The organism is Flavobacterium fluviale (assembly GCF_003312915.1).
Taxonomy (GTDB): Bacteria; Bacteroidota; Bacteroidia; order Flavobacteriales; family Flavobacteriaceae; genus Flavobacterium; species Flavobacterium fluviale.
Map to the genome: position 1 here is coordinate 2,855,267 of NZ_CP030261.1, position 20,246 is coordinate 2,875,512.

Genomic DNA, 20,246 nt, shown 5'->3' on the forward strand with positions numbered 1-20,246 from the left:
TAACAAATAAAATTTTTATTTATGAATCATTATGAAACTGTTTTCATTTTAAATCCCGTTTTATCTGAGGTTCAGGTGAAGGAAACAGTAACGAAATTTGAAGAATTTCTTACTAGTAGAGGAGCTGAAATGGTATCGAAAGAGGATTGGGGTCTGAAAAAAATGGCTTACGAAATCCAAAACAAAAAAAGTGGTTTTTACCATTTATTCGAATTCAAAGTAGCTGGAGAAGTTCTAATTGCTTTTGAAACTGAATTTAGACGTGACGAAAGAGTTATGCGTTTCTTAACTGTAAGTTTAGACAAGCATGCTATTTCATGGGCGGAAAGAAGAAGAGCAAAATTAAAATCTACTAAAGCTTAATTATTATGTCTACAATAGAGCAATCTGCAAAAGGAAAAAAAGACGGAGATATCAGATATTTAACGCCTTTAAACATTGAAACTAACAAAACTAAAAAGTATTGCCGTTTCAAAAAATCAGGAATCAAATATATTGATTATAAAGATGCTGATTTCTTATTGAAATTCGTTAATGAGCAAGGAAAAATTCTTCCTCGTCGTTTAACTGGAACTTCATTAAAATACCAAAGAAAAGTTTCTGTAGCTGTAAAAAGAGCTCGTCACTTAGCTTTAATGCCATACGTGGCCGATTTATTAAAATAATTAAAAACTCTAGTCGCTGGTTTCTGTTAAAGCAGAACCTAACTTCTAAAATATAAGGACAACAACATGGAACTTATTTTAAAACAAGACGTACAAAACTTAGGATTTAAAGATGATGTAGTATCTGTAAAACCTGGTTACGGTCGTAACTTTTTAATTCCTCAAGGTTTTGCTATTTTAGCAACTCCTTCTGCTAAAAAAGTTTTAGCTGAAAATCTAAAACAAAGAGCGCACAAAGAAGCTAAAGTTGTTGCTGATGCTAAAGCATTAGCTGAAACTTTAAAAGCTCTTGAAATTAAACTTACTGCAAAAGCTGGTGGAGAGAAACTTTTTGGTTCTATCACTAATATCGATATTGCTGAAGCTTTAGAGAAATCTGGAAATGCTATCGATAGAAAATTCATCACTAGCGGTATCGTTAAACGTACTGGAAAATACAACGCAAGCATCCGTTTACACAGAGATGTAATCGTTGACTTACCATACGAAATTATTGCTGAAAAGTAATAGTTTTAAAATCTATACTAAAATCCCGATGCAAATCGGGATTTTTTTGTTTAATGAAACGATTATTAATTATTAGACTTGATGTTGTTGGTTAAAGCATATTGCTTTTAGCGTACAGCGTAAAGCATAAAGCCTAAAAAAGAAATGAAATACGCAAGATTAACAAAAGAACAATTTGATGAACTGCATGCAGAATTTGCAAGTTTTTTAGCAACGCAGGCAATTGATAGAAAAGAATGGGAAGAGCTTAAAGTGAATAAACCTGAAGTTGCTGAGCAGGAACTGGATGTTTTTTCAGATTTAATTTGGGAAGGCGTGTTAAGTAGAGCAGAATATTTGGAACATTTTTCAAAAAACCACATCTTTTTGTTTCATTGTTTTGATACTTACATACAATCGATTGTTTTAAAATCGCTTTCTCCTGAGACTGATTTCTTAACTAAAGAAGGTCTTCAATGGTTAAGCGATAATATGTTTACTGATAATATCGAAATGAAAGTAGGTAAGAAAGTGTTTACGGAAGAAAGAAATAGCTCAATCTTTGAGTTGATTAAACAGGGTGCATTTTTAAGTGACGGCCAATTATTTAATCAGATAAATACAATTATCGAGTCATAATTGGCTCAAAACTGATTTTTTCAGCTTTCAAAAAGACAAACGATTGAGTGTTAATTGTTTGTCTTTTTTTTATTTTTTTAACTTTTGTTTAAAGTTTACTTTGGCTTTTACTCCGTATTTCTACTCGTTTTTTTTGAATCCTTCAATATTTTAAATAAAAATTACTATCATTTATTTTTCTGATGTATTTGGTCTGGATTACGGATAATTTCGTCGATAAAATTTATATTAATGTAGGATTATGCTTATTTTTGTTCTATTTAACATTTTTTGTTGAACTTTTATTTAAGAATTTATTTACGTCATAATTTTGTTAAAATTGTAGGTTTTTCTGATATTTTCAAGGGTTTGAAAGTCTGCCCTTTTTCGTTAAGAAATAAATTATAGGAATTTTATCCTTGTTTTGTGTTTCTGTTTTTTCTAATTTTAAAATACAAAAGTTAAACAAAGTTTGGCTTAAGTATCTTTCAGAAACATAAATGGTTTAATAGATTATTTGGATTTCCAAAACTATTACCTCAAAGTATGTTATTGAGATAGAAATTTTAAATTATTATAACTTAATAAATCTGCTTATGGAATTGACAATTACTTTCTTCATTAAGTTTATCCTAGTTGTTCATTTTATATTAGCTATATTTTTTATTCTATTAAGCTTCTTAAGTCTTAATGATCAACTAAATCGTTCAACGATTTTTAAACCTATCTTTTTACTTAAAACTCCAGATATTATATTGCATTTATTTATCAGTCCATTTCGATGGCATGAGAAGAGATGTGATCTTCTATGATTTAAATAAATCTGTTCAAGTCTTTAGCGGTGCTAATGAAGTTTTAAAGAACGACTAATCAACTTTCTTTACAATATTGAACATCGAAATACAAAAGAGAGAATTCCCCCGATTCTACTTTCACTAAAAATTTTCATTATGAAAATTAGACCTGCATCAAATCACTCCTCTGGGAAAATTGACTACAATCATTTTTTCTCACAAAAATTAGAACGCTTTTTATCTCTTAGAGATAAGATTTGTTCTCGGGCATATTTCGATATGCCGAATTCAACATAATTTTTTTTATAAAACATTATTACAAGCTTTTTTTTAAGTTTCTAATATTTGTTTTAACTATTTGATTTTTAACTGATTGTTTAATTGCGTAGGTGCTTGCACTTACTGCGAGAGGTGTTTTATTGTCCATTTTCTAATCTTCCAAATTATGAAAAAAAATTTTACTTTTTGTAATCTCAAACTTCAAAAGAGATTATTGGGACTTTTAACTTTATTCTTTATATGTGCTAATGCATTTTCTCAGACTATTTGTAGACCTGTGTCTCATACAAATAGTACTGGGGGAGGTCTTATATGTATAGGAGTAGGTGTTAATAGTCCAGCCAATGCTTATGATAGTGCTGGATTGTCCACTTATGCAACATTAACAAATGGTGTTGCTATTGGTGATTGTTTTGCAGAAGAAACAATAACATTAAATCAAACGGCCCGAGCCGGTGACCAAGTAGCAATATACTTTGGTACAGGAAACGGATTACTTGATTTAAGTTTGTTATCAAATGCAACAGTTCAAGCTAAAAATTCAGGAACCAATGTAGGTTCAAGAATGGATTTAAATAATCCGCTTTTGAATTTGAATTTGTTAAACGGTAATACTATTGCTGTTGCGAAAGTACCTATAACAGGTGATACCAACCAAATTCAAGTTCAAGTAGGAGGAGGTCTGGTAGCTCTTTTAGTAAGCTTGAGAGTTTATGATGTTAGGTTAGAATTTGCACAGCCAACAGTATCTGGTGGTTTAACGCAGAGTATTTGTGCTGGAATTCCAACGACTCTTACGGCAACACCAGCTGCGGGTACAACACTTGCTTGGTATGGTTCTGAATTTTCGACAACAGCTTTGGCAGTAGGAAATACTTATACAACCCCTGCTCTAACAGCTAATACAACATATTATATAGCAATAGCTCGAGCTGGAGGCTGTGAAGGAAATGTTCGCGTACCAGTGGTTTTGAATGTTTCTAATCCAATTGCACCTGCTTACAGTAACGTAGGAACCACAGTTTGTTCTACAGGTGCAGCACAACAAACTACATTATCGTTAGTAAATCCCGTACCTGGGACAACTTATAACTGGTATTCCTCGCAAACTGGCGGAGTGTCTTTAGCTAGTGGAACTACTTATTCTCCAACAGTACCTTTGGGTACAACTTCATTTTTTGTAGAAGCTTCTATTGGAGGTTGTGTTAGCCCAACTCGTACTAGGATAGACGTTGTTTCGACAGCGGTTCCAGCTACTCCGACAGTTCTTACTCAAAGTGTAACTATACAATCTGGACAGAATGCAACTTTAAGCGCGGCAACTACAGATGTAGGAGCGCAATTAAATTGGTATGAAGCGGCTTCTGGAGGAACAGCGGTTGCAACGAATACAGCTGCTTTTACTACACCAATTTTAACTGCTACAAAAACATATTATGTTGAAGCACAAAGTCCAAATGGAAATTGTGTTAGTGCAGCTAGAGTTCCTGTCACAGTAACAGTTCAGCCAGCAGCTTTAGGAGGATGTCTTGAAGCCAGCAGTCAGGTAACTACTCAAGTTGGCATATGTTTATTGTGTAATGCAACAAATCCGAATTTTTCTGTAGACGGAAATCCTGCAACAGCGGCAAGACTTACTATTCCTGCCAATGTATTGGGATCTATGCAGCAAACATTACAATTTACAAATCCAGGAAAGGCTGGTGATATTGTTGATGTTGACTTAGAATTGCCTGGAGGTTTGGCAGATCTTCAGTTGTTAAGCGTGATTAGTTTAGCAACTTATAATGGTGCGACTTATAATAATGATAGAGTTACGATTAATAATTCTCTTATTACTTTACAGTTATTAAGCGGTACTAGATATAGAGCAAGTGTTACAGCTGGTGCTAATTTTGACCGTGTAGAAGTTCGTTTAGGAGGTGTACTTGGTCTTATAACTAATTTAGATATTTATCAGGCAGCTTATAGATATAAAGCTCCTGTGATTACTGGAGATACAAATATTTGCAGCGGCCAGACAGCAACTTTAACAGCTTCACTGGCGGTTGGGGAAACTATTAATTGGTACAGTGCAGCAAGCGGCGGAGCTTCGTTAGCTTCTACAGCGACCTTTACAACTCCAGCTTTGACAGCTGATACCACTTATTATGTTGAAATAACCAGAAATGGATGTGTTAATGGGGAGAGAAACCCGGTTCAGGTTCTAATTACCAGTCCAGTTGAACCAGTTGTGGTTGCAACTCCTTTAAACCTATGCGCTGGACGTACATCTACAATTACAGTTCAATCACCAGTAACGGGAACAACTTATAATTGGTACGATGCAAATTCTGGAGGAAATTTACTTTTTACAGGAACTTCGTTTTCAACGCCGGCTTTATCAACTACGACAACTTATTATGTTGAAGCAGCGATCGGTAGTTGTGTATCAGCGAGAACACCTATACTCTTAAATGTTACTCCTGTACCAGATGCACCAACTGCCTTATCTTCTACGGTGATTATCCAATCAGGTCAAAATGTAACTTTACAAGTGAGTCCTGTTTCTGGTGTGGATAATGATTGGTATGATGCACCAATTGGCGGAAACCTAGTAGCTGTTGATACTGACAATTTTACACCTCCAACTCCTTTAACTTCTAATACAACCTATTACGTTCAGGCTAGAAATATTGCAGGAGATTGTTTAAGCAGTACTAGAACTGCTATCAATGTAGTGGTGATTAATGCTGTCAGTTCCTGCTTACAACCAAATGGACAGTCAGTAAATATAGGCTCGGGAGTTGCATGTGTTTTTTGTTCTTCTAGTAATGAAGGTGCAGCAACTGATTTAGATATTAATACAGCCTCTAGACTTACACTAGGAGTTTCTTTAATTGGATCTTACATTGAACAAATATTAACGTTTGGTACTCCGGGAGAGGCAGGTGATATAATCGATGTAGAATTAAATTTACCAGGAGGACTTGCCGATGTTAATTTGTTAGCATCTGTTAGTTTGGCGACTTTTAACAACACCGTTTATAATAATGATAGAACACCAATTAGCAGTAGTTTATTAAATCTTCAATTACTATCAGGTACTAGATATAAAGCTAGTTTTAAAACAAACGCTGTTTTTGATAGAGTAGAAATTCGATTGGCTGGAGGATTACTTACTGCTTTAACTAGTTTAGATATTTACGGAGCATCGTATAGATTTCCAGATGCTGTCATAACAGGAAATACTGCACCAATTTGTGCTAATCAAGCTGCTTTATTAACAGCCTCATCTACAGGATCAGAAGTATATTCATGGTATAGTACACCAACTGGAGGACTGCCTCTGACAACTACTCTTATTAATGGTGTAGAAACCCTAAATACAGGACCTTTAGCAGCAACAGCTACCTATTATTTAGAAGCTGCGCGTGGAGGATGTCTTAATATTGCTCGTCAGCTTGTCACTGTAAACGTAAACCCATATTCAGTTGCGTCTGATATAATTGTTCCAAGTTCTTTAGAAGCTTCTTGTTCTGGTGAAGAGGTAATAGTACCCACTTCAGCTTTAGTAGGAGCACAATTTAGATACTATACTTCTCAAAATAAAGATGTTGAAATTGTAGACGGTACTGTTATTGGTTCAGCATCCTTTTCTAAAGATGCGGTAACTGGGGCGCTTACAATAACAAATTTAAATGCGGCTGGATCTCCTTACACTTATTTTGTTTCTGTTTCAAGTCCTACAACTTGTGAAAATCAGTTTAATACCTTACAGCCGGTTACAGTAACTTTTCCTTCAACTACGGCTTTAAATGTAATTGCAACCCCGCTAGAAGGTTGTGGAAGTGCTAGTTTGAGAAATGCTATTACTAACTTTGATTCATCAGGAAATACAACTTATACTTTCTATGATTCTTCAAATAATGTTATAACTGCTGATGCTGCGGCTAATATCACCGTTAGCGGAAATTACTCAGTTGAAGCTCAGTTGACCACTGACACATGTCCATCTGCTAGGGCTACTATAGCAGTAGTTATTAGAGCATTACCTAGTTTGGTTGTAACTAATCCGCAAGAATCTGTGAACATTGGTTCAAATGTTACTTTAACGGCAGTTTCAACTGGAACAATCACTTGGTTTGATCCGCAAGGAAATGCATTAACAGGACCTGCATTTACAACTGGAGTTTTAAATACACCAGGAGTTTATACGTACACTGCTGTTGCAAGCGATGGTTTTTGTACAGCAACAGCAACAAAAATAATCAACGTTATAGATCTTAGCAGTTGTCAATCATTAGCTGAGAGAGTATATGCAAATGCTCAGTCAACTGGAAATATACTTACAGGAACAGTTTCTAATCCTGCAAATGCTGTTGATGGAAATCCACAAACATTTTCAACAATTACTACTGGATTAGGTCTTTTAGGAATTGGTACAACATGGCAAAATTTAACTTGGCCAAGTGTTGTAACAAAAGGAACACCAGTTACCGTTAAACTCGGATCTGAATACAGTTTATTGGCTGTAGGTCAAAATCTATCTGTAGTTGGAACTATTGGAGGAGTTGATATCGGAGCAATGCAGTCGGTATCTGGATCTTTACTTAATTTAATTTCAGGAGATAATACGTATGAATTTACTTTTGTACCTTCAGATGTATCAGGTCCACAAGATTATGATGGAATTCGTATCCAATCAGCTTCACTTGTAAGTGTTGCCCAAAATACAAAAGTTTTTGATGCGCATTATAATAGACAAGTTTCAACTTTAGCTTGTACACCAGGAGATATTCAAGATATTTTTTACGGTACAACAGATTTAGGACTTCCTGTGGGAGCTGTAACAGCTGCAGTAGGAGTAAGTGATGCGTGGAATATCGCTGATAATGACATTACAACTTTTGCAACTATGTACAGCGGGGTTGGCGCTTTGGCAGCGGCTGATTTAACAGTGCAATTTAAAACGCCATCTGTTTTAAGTGACTCTCTAAGAATCGTGGTCTCTAAACCAGGAGCACTTTTAGATGTTACTTTACTTACTGGATTTACAATTCAGCGTTATTTAGGTAATGTTGCTGTTGGAGCTCCAATTCAGAACACAAGTAATTTATTAAGTATAAGATTGCTGCCAGGAAATTCTTTAGCAATGGTTCTGGTATCTTCACCAACAGAAATCTACGACCGAGTAAGAATTCGTTTAGGTGGTGTTGTTGGAGTATTAGATTTCCTAAGAGTTCATACTGTAGAAAGAACAGCAAATACAACAGTTATTGGAGCAGATCCTCAAAATAAAATTACAGTCTGTCCAGGAGCTGCCATTACACTTCAAATTCCTGAAGAAGCGTGTTCAACTTATATTTGGTACGATGCTGCAACAGGCGGAAATTCAGTTGCAACAGGTCTTACCTATACAATACCAGCAAATTTACCAGCAGGAATTTATAAATACTACGTACAGCCAGTACGTTATGGTTGTGAAAGTTTTGCTAGGGGAGAAGTAACAGTTGAAGTAAAAGCTTCAGCTCCAGTTAATGCTTTAACAGATATCACTTTAAACGGAGGAACTGTAACTTCAGTTTGTTCTGCTTCAGGAACTTTAACTTTAGCAACTGGCTTAAGCGGAACACCTGTTTTAACAAATCCAGTTTATGCTTGGTACAGTTTTGATGGTACAACAGGCGTCTTAATTCCTGGAGAAACAACAGCTCAGTTAGTAGTAAACGGATTAGCTCCGGGAACATATACATACTATGTTGGAGTGAGTTCAGATGAATTTTGTGAAACTGCAGCAGTAGATAGAAAACAAATTACTTTCACAATTTTACCTCCTTCAATAGTAAATGATATTACAGTAGATGATGTTACGGTTTGCGATGGCTTACCAGCGTTATTGACTCCGACTGCACCAGCATTGTCAAGTCCAGTATTTACTTGGTACTTAGATGCTAATAAAACACAGCCAATTATAAACGGAGCTGTAATAGCGGGAGTTACTTATGCAATAGATTCAGCAGGTGTTTTAACTGCTACGGGTTTAACAAAAGCCGTAAGTCCTATAACGTATTATGTTGCTGTATCCAGCACTAATACTTGCGAAAATTTAGCAGGTACATTACAAGATGCAGTAATTATTGTTAGTGATCCAAACACACCAACAACTACAGATACAACTCAAGATTTCTGTTTATCTGCAGCACCAACAGTTGCTAATATTCAAGTAAATGAAAGTAATGTTGTTTGGTACGATGCAGCTACAGGAGGAAATGTAATTGCCTCAACTACACCATTAGTAAACAGAATTTACTATGGATCAGCGACTGATGCAGTTACTAGCTGTGGAAGTTCAGTAAGATTGGAAGTAGCAGTAACAGTAAATGACCCAGCAACACCAACATTAGTAACAGCGGGAACGCAAAACTTCTGTCAGGTTAATGCACCAACGTTTGCAAGCATTCAGACAAATGAAACAAATATTGTATGGTACACGGCTTCAACAGGCGGAACAGTTATTCCATCTACGACAGCTTTAACAACTGGACAGTATTTTGCAGCAATTTCAGATCCAGTTTCTGGCTGTGAAAGCTCTGTAAGATTAACAGTTGATGTAATTGTAAGTGATCCAGCGACACCAACATTGGTAACAGCAGGAACGCAAAACTTCTGTCAGGTAAATGCACCGACATTTGCAAGCATTCAAATGAATCAAGCGAATATTGTGTGGTACACAGCTTTAACAGGAGGAACAGTTATTCCATCTGCGACAGCTTTAACAACAGGACAGTATTTTGCGGCAATTTCAGATCCAGCTTCTGGATGTGAAAGCTCTGTAAGATTAACAGTTGATGTAATTGTAAGTGATCCAGCTACACCAACATTGGTATCAGCAGGAACACAAAATTTCTGTCAGGAAGATGCACCAACATTTGCAAGCATTCAGACAAATGAAACAAATATTGTGTGGTATACAGCTTTAACAGGCGGAACAGTTATTCCATCGACAACAGCTTTAACAACAGGACAATATTTTGCAGCTATTTTAGATGCATCTTCTGGCTGTGAAAGCTCTGTAAGATTAACAGTTGATGTAATTTTAAGTGATCCAGCGACACCAACATTGGTAACAGCGGGAACGCAAAATTTCTGTCAGGTAAATGCTCCTACTTTTGCAAGCATTCAGACAAATGAAACAAATATTGTATGGTATACAGCTTTAACAGGCGGAACTTTAATTCCATCTACAACAGCTTTAACAACAGGACAGTATTTTGCAGCGATTTCTGATCCAGCTTCTGGCTGTGAAAGCTCTGTAAGATTAACAGTTGATGTAATTGTAAGTGATCCAGCGACACCAACATTGGTAACAGCAGGAACGCAAAACTTCTGTCAGGTAAATGCACCAACATTTGCAAGCATTCAGACAAATGAAACAAATATTGTGTGGTATACAGCATTAACAGGCGGAACAGTTATTCCATCAACGACAGCATTAACAACAGGGCAGTATTTTGCAGCAATTTCAGATCCAGCTTCTGGATGTGAAAGCTCTGTAAGATTAACAGTTGATATAATCGTAAATGATCCGGGAACACCGACATTGGTAACAGCAGGAACACAAAACTTCTGTCAGGTAAATGCACCGACATTTGCAAGTATTCAGACAAATGAAACAAATATTGTGTGGTATACAGCTTTAACAGGCGGAACTTTAATTCCATCTATAACAGCTTTGACAACAGGACAATATTTTGCAGCAATTTCTGATCCAATTACTGGCTGTGAAAGTGCTTCTAGATTAACAGTTGATGTAATTGTAAGTGATCCAGCGACACCAACATTGGTAACAGCAGGAACGCAAAACTTCTGTCAGGAAAATGCACCAACATTTGCAAGTATTCAGACTAATGAAACAAATATTGTGTGGTATACAGCATTAACAGGCGGAACAGTTATTCCATCGACAACAGCTTTAACAACAGGACAATATTTTGCAGCGATTTCTGATCCAGCTTCTGGCTGTGAAAGCTCTGTAAGATTAACAGTTGATGTAATTGTAAGTGATCCAGCGACACCAACATTGGTAACAGCAGGAACGCAAAACTTCTGTCAGGTAAATGCACCAACATTTGCAAGCATTCAGACAAATGAAACAAATATTGTGTGGTATACAGCATTAACAGGCGGAACAGTTATTCCATCAACGACAGCATTAACAACAGGGCAGTATTTTGCAGCAATTTCAGATCCAGTTTCTGGATGTGAAAGCTCTGTAAGATTAACAGTTGATATAATCGTAAATGATCCGGGAACACCGACATTGGTAACAGCAGGAACGCAAAACTTCTGTCAGGTAAATGCACCGACATTTGCAAGCATTCAAACGAATCAAGCGAATATTGTGTGGTATACAGCTTTAACAGGAGGAACAGTTATTCCATCTGCGACAGCTTTAACAACAGGGCAGTATTTTGCAGCAATTTCAGATCCAGTTTCTGGCTGTGAAAGCTCTGTAAGATTAACAGTTGATGTAATTGTAAGTGATCCAGCTACACCAACATTGGTAACAGCAGGAACACAAAACTTCTGTCAGGTAAATGCTCCGACTTTTGCAAGTATTCAGACAAATGAAACAAATATTGTGTGGTACACAGCTTTAACAGGCGGAACAGTTATTCCATCAACAACAGCTTTAACAACAGGGCAGTATTTTGCAGCAATTTTAGATCCAGCTTCTGGATGTGAAAGCTCTGTAAGATTAACAGTTGATGTAATTGTGAATGATCCAGCAACACCAACAACAACTGCTGCAACACAAGCTTTCTGTTCAGGAACAAATCCAACAGTGGCTAACATTCAAGTGAATGAAAGTAATGTAGTTTGGTATACAACCCAAACAGGAGGAACTGCATTAGCTTCAACAACTGCTTTAACAACTGCAGCTTACTTTGGAGCTATACAAGATCTAGCAACAGGATGCGAAAGCAGTGTGAGATTACAAGTAGCAGTTACAGTTGGAAACACACTAAATCCAACAACTAACAACGCAGCTCAAAATTTCTGCTCTGCAAATGCACCAACAGTTGCCAGCATTCAAGTAAATGAAAGCAATGTAACTTGGTTCTCATCTGCTACAGGCGGAACTGCAATACCAGCTGGTACAGCTCTCACATCTGGAATTTATTTCGGAAACATTGTAGATGCTGTAACAGGATGCGAAAGTACAACACGTTTACAAGTAACAGTTACAGTTGTAGATCCAAGTGCGACACCTACAACAACTAGTACAACGCAAAATTTCTGTACTCTGAATTCACCAACAGTTGCCAGCATTCAAGTAAATGAAGCAAATGTAGTGTGGTATACTACTGCAACAGGCGGAACAGCACTTCCACCTGCGACAGCCTTGACAACTGGTACTTATTATGGGGCAGTTGCTAGCGCTATTGGTTGCGAAAACCCTGCTAGATTGGCTGTAACGGTAAATGTAAATACACCAAGTGTAGTTACAACGCCAAGAACAACCCAAACATTCTGTTTGAGTGCCGCTCCAACGTTAGCCAATATTTTAGTAAACGAAGCAAATGTAGCTTTCTACACTAGTGCAACAGGAGGAACGCCATTAGCAGCAAATACACCGCTTACAGCGACAACGTATTACGCAAGTTCATTGACAAATACATTTAATGGATGTGATAACGGACCAAGATTAGGAATTACCATTGCATTCGAAAATGACGCTGCTGTTCAAATAGCGACTACAGATGATACTCCATGTGTATTCAAAGGAGTAACCTATTCAATTGCAAATGGAAAATCTAATTATGTTTGGACAGTTAATGGAGGAACAATAGTTACTGGTGGAGGTACATCTGACGGATCTGTTACAGTTTCTTGGTCTGATGTTGGACCTGGAACAATTACAGTTGCTTATGTCAACAATTGTGATGAAAGAACTGTTAAAACATTAAATGTAAATGTTACAAGCTGTTCAGATTTAACAATTACGCATACCGTAGATAACCCAACTCCAAATTTTGGCGATCAAGTAACCTTTACTATAACGGTTAACAATGTTGGAGAAGGTGATTTCATAAATACTATTGTGAGTAATTTACTTCCAAGCGGTTTAGAATTAGTAAGTTCAACTGCAACTTCAGGAATCTACGATCCGAATACACAACTTTGGACAATACCAAGCTTAAATGCTGGTCAAAGCGTTGTATTGACAATTGTTGCAGAAGTACTGCCTAACGGAAATTACACAAGCGTTGCAGCTGTAGAAATTTCAACTCCTTTAGATGTTGACGCATCAAACAACTCGGCTTCGGTTACATTAGTACCAATTTGTTTAACAGTTTACAATGAGTTTACTCCAAACAATGACGGGAAAAATGATCTATTCAGAATTGATTGTATCGAATCTTATCCAAATAATGAGTTGAAAGTATTCAACAGATGGGGAGCATTAGTGTACAGCAAAGTACATTATGAAAATGATTGGAACGGAACTGCAAATGTATCCGGAGTTGTTAATAGAGGAGATATGCTGCCAACAGGTACTTATTTTTATGTGATAACCATTGGAGATGGAACGGTTAAAAAAGGCTGGTTGTCTATTATGAGATAATCCACTTCTATTAATCATCTAATTAATTAAACTAAATAAGTATCGTTATGAAACTATATATAAAACCACTAGAAACGTATTTCATTTTAATATGTTCTTTTATTACGTTTTGTGCCACAGCGCAACAAGATCCTCAGTATACACAGTATATGTATAATACTATGGCGGTAAATCCAGCATATGCTGGGTCTACCGGAACCATAGAAGCAGCACTTTTATATCGTTCACAATGGATTGGAATTGATGGAGCTCCAGAAACACAATCTTTCTCCATTCATTCTCCTCTTCGAAATGAAAAGATAGGTTTAGGTCTGAGTGTTGTAAATGATAAAATTGGTCCTTCTGATGAACTATATATGGATGGAAATTTCTCTTATTCAATACCACTAGGTTATGAAAAAAGACTTGCTTTTGGATTAAAAGCAGGTGTGAGAATGTTAAACATTGATTGGTCTAAAGGAAGGTACTACGATAATGATGATGTTTTGTTAAATCAGAACATCAATAACCAAATGAAGTTAGCAGTCGGAGCTGGAATTTATTATTATACTGATAAATGGTATGTAGGGCTTTCTGTTCCAAGTTTTATTAGAAGTGATTACTATGATGATGTTCAAGAATCTATTGATTATGATCGTCTGCATTACTTTTTAATGGGAGGTTATGTTTTTGATTTGAATCCAAATTTGAAATTTAAACCAGCATTTTTAGTAAAAGCAGTAAGCGGAGCACCACTTACGGCAGATGTATCAGCAAATTTTATGATTCAGGAAAAGTTTGTTATAGGAGGAGCGTATCGAACAGATGATTCTGTGAGTATACTGGCAGGTTTTCAGATTTCACCAAGTTTTTATCTCGGATATGCTTTTGATTACACTGTAAGCCAATTGAATAAATACAATGATGGTTCGCATGAAATCATCCTGCGTTATCAATTTGTCAAAAATCAAAGCAAAATTAAATCTCCTCGATTCTTCTAAAAATAAAACCTATGAGAAAACTATATATCCTATGTTTAATTTTGAGCGTTACGTTTAGTTTCGCTCAAAAAACAAACTTAAAGAAAGCGGATGCTTTGTTTAGAAACTTTTCTTATCTAGATGCTTCTAAAGCCTATGAGGAATGTTTGCAGAACATAAAAGACCCTTCAGCCCAGACATTGAAAAATGCTGCAGATTCCTACTATTTCATTTCAGATTCTAGAAATGCACTTAAATGGTATAAAAAACTGTATGAAGTCCAAGGAAATAATTTGACTGATATTTATTATCTGCGCTATATCCAATCCATGAAAGCCGTTATGGATTATGAGGATGCAGATAGAGTTACAAGAGAATATCTGGATAAAAAAGGCGATAAAAAAGAGATCAACAGATATGTTGTCCAAAAAAAATATATGGACAGCGTAGCAAAAGCAAAATCTCTCTACACCGTTAAAAATTTAGATATTAATACTAGTAAATCAGATTTTGGTGCGACTTTTTTCAAAGATAATGTTGTATTTACTTCAGCACGTGATACAACAAAGTTTGGTGATAAACTATATACTTGGAACAATCAGCCATTTTTGAATTTATATCTTGCTGAGAGAAATCCTGCAGATGGAAGTTTGTTTAATGAAACAGTATTTCTTCCAAATGTAATGACTAAATATCACGAGGCAACGGCAAGTTTTGATACTCAGGGAAAAACGATTTATTATTCAACAAATATTGTAAAGAAAAACAAATTGGTTGTTGATGATGCAAAAGTCAATAATTTCCAAATTATCAAAGGTTCAATTGTTGATAATAAATTAGAGAATCCACAGAAAGTATTTTTTGACAGTGATGATTATTCCGTAGGACATCCATCATTAAGCGAAGACGGACAATGGCTTTTCTTTGCGTCAGATATGCCAGGAGGATTTGGTGAAACAGATTTGTACGTTGTAAAAATTGCAGCTGACGGAACTATGAGTTCGCCTCAAAATTTAGGACCTAATATTAATACAATTGGAAACGAGGTATTTCCGTTTTATCAAAATGGGACTTTGTATTTCTCTTCTGACGGGCATTATGGCTGGGGAGATTTAGATATTTATGAAAGTAAATTCCTGTCAGACGGAAATTTCACAACTCCAAAAAATCTTGGAGCACCAGTTAATAGTAACAAAGACGACTTTTCATTTATAATTGACAGAACAAATGGTTATGGTTATTTTTCTTCCAATAGAGCAGGGGGAAAAGGTGATGATGATATTTATTCTTTTGTGAAAGGAAAACCAGTCTGTAATCAGAGTATTTCTGGAATGGCATTAGATCATAAAAGCAAAAAACCTCTGACGGATGTTACCATAATGGCATACAATTCTTTCAGCGAAGTTATTGGAGAAACCAAGACAAATTTTGACGGAAAATATGCTATTGAAGTTCCTTGTAACAAAGTAATTAAAATGATTGCTGCAAAACCAAATTACAGCAGTGATGATAAAACCGTTGAAACAACTAAGGAAAATGGAGGCGAAATAAGAGATGTTAATTTTGAATTGAGCAACTATGATGACTTAGTTGTCAAAAAACAAGGTGTTGAAAAAGTCGATGTAAATCCAATTTATTTCGATTATAATAAATACGATATTACACCAAAAGCTGTAGAAGAGCTTTCTAAAGTAGTTTTTATTATGAGAAAATTTCCAAACATAAAAATCAAGATCGAATCTCATACAGATTCTAGAGGAAAAGACTCTTATAATTTAAAACTTTCAGACAATAGAGCTAAGTCAACAAGGGATTACCTTCTGTCTCAAGACATAGATCCTTCCCGTATTGAAAGCGCAATTGGTTATGGCGAAAGCCGATTAATAAATAAATGTAAAAATGGTGTAAAATGTACAGAAGAAGAGCATCTATTAAATAGACGTTCAGATTTTATCATTATTCAAAAATAGTTTTATATTTGTGCTGTAATTTATTGATTATCAGTTTAAAATATATAACGTCGAAACCATTTGGAAGTTGGTTTTTATTAATTCTTTTTTAAGAATAATGGACAAGGAGAAAATCAGACTGCATGAATTTGCAGTCTGATTTTTGATTTTTTAAAACTTTCAATTTTTATGCTTTTGAACAAAAATAAATTCTAATTTTGATATTCAGTTTATCACAATTATAATTTGCAAAATTTTATGAGCATTCAAGAAACCATTCAAACATTACGAAATGAACTTAATCAACACAATTACAACTATTATGTGTTAGATAATGCCACAATTTCAGATTATGATTTTGATATAAAACTGAAAGAACTTCAAGATTTAGAAAGCAAGCATCCAGAATTTTTTGATGAAAACTCACCAACGCAAAGAGTCGGTGGTGCTATTACCAAAAATTTTAAAACAATAGCACATCAATATAGAATGTATTCTTTGGATAATTCTTATTCTAAAGAAGACCTTCTGGATTGGGAAAATCGTATTCAAAGAGTTCTCGGAAACGTTAAGCTGCAATATACCTGCGAATTAAAATATGATGGAGCCTCTATCAGTATAACATATGAAAACGGAAAATTAGTTCAGGCTTTAACGCGTGGAGACGGCTTTCAAGGTGATGAGGTAACTAATAATATTAAAACTATAAAATCAATCCCGCTTCATTTAAAAGGTAATTATCCTGAAAAATTTGATATTCGAGGAGAAATAATTCTGCCATTCAAAGGTTTTGAAAAGATGAATCAGGAATTAATCGAAATTGGCGAAACTCCTTACTCAAACCCAAGAAATACCGCTTCAGGAAGTTTAAAATTACAAGATAGTGCTGAGGTTGCCAAACGTCCATTAGAATGTCTTCTTTATTTTGTGACTGGAAATAATTTGCCATTTTCATCACAATTTGAAGGATTGGAATCTGCTAGAAACTGGGGATTCAAAGTCCCTAAAGAAGCAAAATTAGTCAATAATATGCAAGAAGTTTTTGACTTTATCGATTATTGGGATGTTCACAGACACAATCTTCCTTACGAAACAGATGGTGTTGTAATTAAAGTAAATAGCATTCAGCATCAGGAGGAATTAGGTTATACCGCAAAATCACCGCGCTGGGCAATAGCTTACAAATTCAAATCAGAACAAGTTTCAACTAAGTTAAAGTCAATTTCTTATCAGGTAGGAAGAACTGGCGCTATTACACCTGTTGCTAATTTAGAGCCTGTGCAATTGGCAGGAACAATTGTAAAAAGAGCGTCTCTCCATAATGCAGACCAAATCGAGAAATTAGATATTAGAGTAAATGATACTGTTTTTGTTGAAAAAGGCGGCGAAATTATTCCAAAAATCATTGCAGTAGATTTGGCCAAGCGTCCAGAAAATTCAGAAGTAACTCATTATATTTCATATTGTCCAGAATGCCAGACTGAATTGGTACGAAATGTTGGTGAAGCCAATCATTATTGTCCTAATTTCTACGGTTGTCCACCGCAGATTATAGGCAGAGTTCAACATTTCATTTCTAGAAAAGCTATGGATATTGAAGGTCTTGGCGGAGAAACTGTTGCACTTCTTTTTAAAAATGATTTAGTGCACAATTACGCAGATTTGTACGAATTGAAAGTAGAAGATATTCTGCATTTAGAAAGAATGGCTCAAAAATCAGCTGAAAATCTGGTAAATGGAGTTCAGAAATCAAAAGAAATTCCGTTCGAAAGTGTATTATTTGCACTAGGAATTCGTTTTGTTGGAGAAACTGTGGCCAAAAAATTAGCCAAGCATTATAAAAATATTGACGCTTTAAGCCGAGCTTCGTTAATGGATTTAATTTTAGTTGATGAAATTGGAGAAAGAATTGCCAGAAGCGTTGTTGAATTTTTTGAAAATGAAGAAAATCAAAAAATTATTGAGCGCTTAAAAAATTACGGAGTTCAATTTCAAATTGAAGAAAGAGTAAATCCAAACGCGACAGAAAAATTTGTTGGAAAAACCTTTGTGGTTTCTGGCGTATTTAGTCAGTTTTCAAGAGATGAATTGAAAAAAGCCATTGAAGATAATGGTGGAAAAGTGGGAAGCTCAATTTCTGCAAAGACAGATTTTGTTGTAGCAGGAGATAATATGGGACCGGCGAAATTAGAAAAAGCAACTAAATTAAATATCACTATATTATCAGAAGAAGATTTTATTAACAAATTAAATGACAGCGAATAAACCATCATTAATTTTGTTTTTTCTGGCTTTGTTATGTACAATCATTTTTGATTATACAGAGCAGGAATTCTTTGCGACTTATGCCAAAGCCATCGTTCTTCCAGCTATTTTTATTTATTTTCTAATCAGCAGTGAATTCAAAATTGGAAAATCAGAAGGTGTAATTTTCTTTTTTTGTTTCGTAGGACAAGTTTATGACCTCATGGAGATTGACAGCTCTGAGATAGGAGGCGTAATAAGTTTTCTAATTGTTTATCTACTAATAGTAAGAATCTTTTTTCGAGAACACGAGCGAATAAAATTAAGGAAGCGCGATATTCTTCCTATTTCAATTGTAGTCATTCTTATCGTTTATCTTCTTGTTTCTGTTTTGAGTTTACAGCTCGATAACATGAAAAGATTTAATTTTTTATACACCTTTTACGGAATCGTTTTAAGTACATTAAGCTGCTATTGTTTTGTTAGCTATATTACAAAAGGAACACATATAACTTTATTAATGTCATTAATGGCGGTAAGCTATATCTTTTCAGATATCTTCTATATTTTTAACCAATATTTTTCCTATTCTATTGTTTTGGTATTAATCCGAGATACAACTCAAATTCTAGCTTATTTCTTTATGGTAGAATACTTTTTAGAAAAAGCTAGAATTCAAAATAAACCTATACAACAATAGTGGTTCCTTGGTTTGTATGTGCTTTGTCTTTATCAAAATAAAAATCAATACGGCCTAAATTGATTCCGTAACAACCAACCTGATTTACCAATACATCTTTACCCGCTTTGTTTTTTACAATCGTAGGTTTGTCTAAGAAAGTATGAGTATGCCCGCCAATAATTAAATCAATATCTTGAGTTTGTTCAGCAAATTTCAAATCGCTGATTTTAGTGGCATCATCTTTATATTTATATCCTAAATGTGAAAGACAAATTACCAAATCACATTTTTGTTCCTTTTTCAAAAGCTGCGTCATGTCCTGTGCCGTTTCAACAGGATTATTGTAAACAGTTTCTTTGTATAATTGTTTGTCTACCAAACCTTGTAATTCAATTCCAACTCCAAAAACACCAACTTTAATTCCGTTTTTATTAAAGATTTTATATGGCTTTACATGTCCGTCCATAACTGTATTTTTAAAATCATAGTTAGAACAGATAAAGTCAAAACTTGCATGCGGAAGCTGTGCATATAAACCATCAAGACCATTATCAAAATCATGATTTCCAATGGTTGAAGCATCATACTTCATCATACTCATTAACTTAAACTCCAATTCACCCCCATAATAATTAAAATATGGAGTTCCTTGAAAAATATCTCCTGCATCCAGAAGAAGCACATTTGGATTTTCTTGACGAATAGTTTCTATTAATGCTGCACGGCGAGAGACACCGCCCTTGTTAGGATTACGAGGATCGTCTGCTGGAAAAGGATCAATGTGACTGTGCACATCATTAGTATGTAGAATTGTTAAATGCTTAACTTCGTTAGTTTCAAAACTGCTAAGAGACAAGCCTAAACTTAATAAGGCGGTACTTGCTGCTGTTTTTTCGATAAACTCTCTTCTTTTCATTTTATATTTTTTTTGCAGGAATGCTTACTTGTTTTTTGATTT

General features: G+C 35.2%; 10 protein-coding genes. 9 read left to right on the top strand and 1 reads right to left on the bottom strand.

What is annotated here, in order from left to right:
• Positions 1-21: 21 nt before the first annotated feature.
• The 9 genes from rpsF (at position 22) to HYN86_RS12650 (ending at position 19,306) form a co-directional block, all read left to right on the top strand.
• Positions 22-363, top strand: coding sequence for a 30S ribosomal protein S6 (gene rpsF, locus HYN86_RS12610; RefSeq protein WP_007810575.1), 342 nt, complete (start codon positions 22-24; stop codon positions 361-363).
• 5 nt (positions 364-368) lie between these two features.
• A complete protein-coding gene (gene rpsR / locus HYN86_RS12615; protein ID WP_002987043.1) occupies positions 369-665 on the top strand; it encodes a 30S ribosomal protein S18 in 297 nt (98 codons plus the stop codon).
• Positions 666-731: 66 nt separating this feature from the next.
• Positions 732-1,172, top strand: coding sequence for a 50S ribosomal protein L9 (rplI, locus tag HYN86_RS12620; protein WP_113678346.1), 441 nt, complete (start codon positions 732-734; stop codon positions 1,170-1,172).
• A 144-nt stretch (positions 1,173-1,316) separates the two neighbouring features.
• The gene (locus tag HYN86_RS12625; RefSeq protein WP_113678347.1) at positions 1,317-1,790 is read left to right on the top strand and encodes a DUF6495 family protein; all 474 of its coding nucleotides are present in this window, start codon (positions 1,317-1,319) and stop codon (positions 1,788-1,790) included.
• Between the two features lie 1,218 nt (positions 1,791-3,008).
• Positions 3,009-13,454: an Ig-like domain-containing protein gene (locus HYN86_RS12630; protein ID WP_113678348.1), complete on the top strand. Its 10,446-nt coding sequence runs from the start codon at positions 3,009-3,011 to the stop codon at positions 13,452-13,454.
• Positions 13,455-13,501: 47 nt separating this feature from the next.
• Positions 13,502-14,434: a PorP/SprF family type IX secretion system membrane protein gene (locus HYN86_RS12635; RefSeq protein ID WP_113678349.1), complete on the top strand. Its 933-nt coding sequence runs from the start codon at positions 13,502-13,504 to the stop codon at positions 14,432-14,434.
• A gap of 11 nt (positions 14,435-14,445) precedes the next feature.
• Entirely contained in the window at positions 14,446-16,383 is a 1,938-nt protein-coding gene (locus HYN86_RS12640; RefSeq protein WP_113678350.1) for an OmpA family protein, read from the top strand.
• 237 nt (positions 16,384-16,620) lie between these two features.
• Positions 16,621-18,627 (top strand): NAD-dependent DNA ligase LigA, encoded by a 2,007-nt coding sequence (gene ligA / locus HYN86_RS12645; RefSeq protein ID WP_113678351.1) that lies wholly within the window; start codon positions 16,621-16,623, stop codon positions 18,625-18,627.
• Positions 18,614-19,306: a lysoplasmalogenase family protein gene (locus HYN86_RS12650; RefSeq protein ID WP_113678352.1), complete on the top strand. Its 693-nt coding sequence runs from the start codon at positions 18,614-18,616 to the stop codon at positions 19,304-19,306. Before ligA ends, HYN86_RS12650 begins: the two co-directional genes overlap by 14 nt.
• Here the strand turns inward: HYN86_RS12650 and HYN86_RS12655 are convergent.
• Positions 19,293-20,204 carry a bifunctional metallophosphatase/5'-nucleotidase gene (locus HYN86_RS12655; RefSeq protein WP_113678353.1) on the bottom strand — a complete coding sequence of 304 codons (912 nt, stop codon included), beginning with the start codon at positions 20,202-20,204 and terminating at the stop codon, positions 19,293-19,295. The genes HYN86_RS12650 and HYN86_RS12655 overlap by 14 nt on opposite strands.
• Positions 20,205-20,246 lie beyond the last annotated feature (42 nt).

Bases quoted from the DNA above. Each gene is read 5' to 3' on its own strand.
- rpsF (WP_007810575.1), top strand. From the start codon at position 22: ATGAATCATTATGAAACTGTTTTCATTTTAAATCCCGTTTTATCTGAG.
- rpsR (WP_002987043.1), top strand. From the start codon at position 369: ATGTCTACAATAGAGCAATCTGCAAAAGGAAAAAAAGACGGAGATATC.
- rplI (WP_113678346.1), top strand. From the start codon at position 732: ATGGAACTTATTTTAAAACAAGACGTACAAAACTTAGGATTTAAAGAT.
- HYN86_RS12625 (WP_113678347.1), top strand. From the start codon at position 1,317: ATGAAATACGCAAGATTAACAAAAGAACAATTTGATGAACTGCATGCA.
- HYN86_RS12630 (WP_113678348.1), top strand. From the start codon at position 3,009: ATGAAAAAAAATTTTACTTTTTGTAATCTCAAACTTCAAAAGAGATTA.
- HYN86_RS12635 (WP_113678349.1), top strand. From the start codon at position 13,502: ATGAAACTATATATAAAACCACTAGAAACGTATTTCATTTTAATATGT.
- HYN86_RS12640 (WP_113678350.1), top strand. From the start codon at position 14,446: ATGAGAAAACTATATATCCTATGTTTAATTTTGAGCGTTACGTTTAGT.
- ligA (WP_113678351.1), top strand. From the start codon at position 16,621: ATGAGCATTCAAGAAACCATTCAAACATTACGAAATGAACTTAATCAA.
- HYN86_RS12650 (WP_113678352.1), top strand. From the start codon at position 18,614: ATGACAGCGAATAAACCATCATTAATTTTGTTTTTTCTGGCTTTGTTA.
- HYN86_RS12655 (WP_113678353.1), bottom strand. From the start codon at position 20,204: ATGAAAAGAAGAGAGTTTATCGAAAAAACAGCAGCAAGTACCGCCTTA.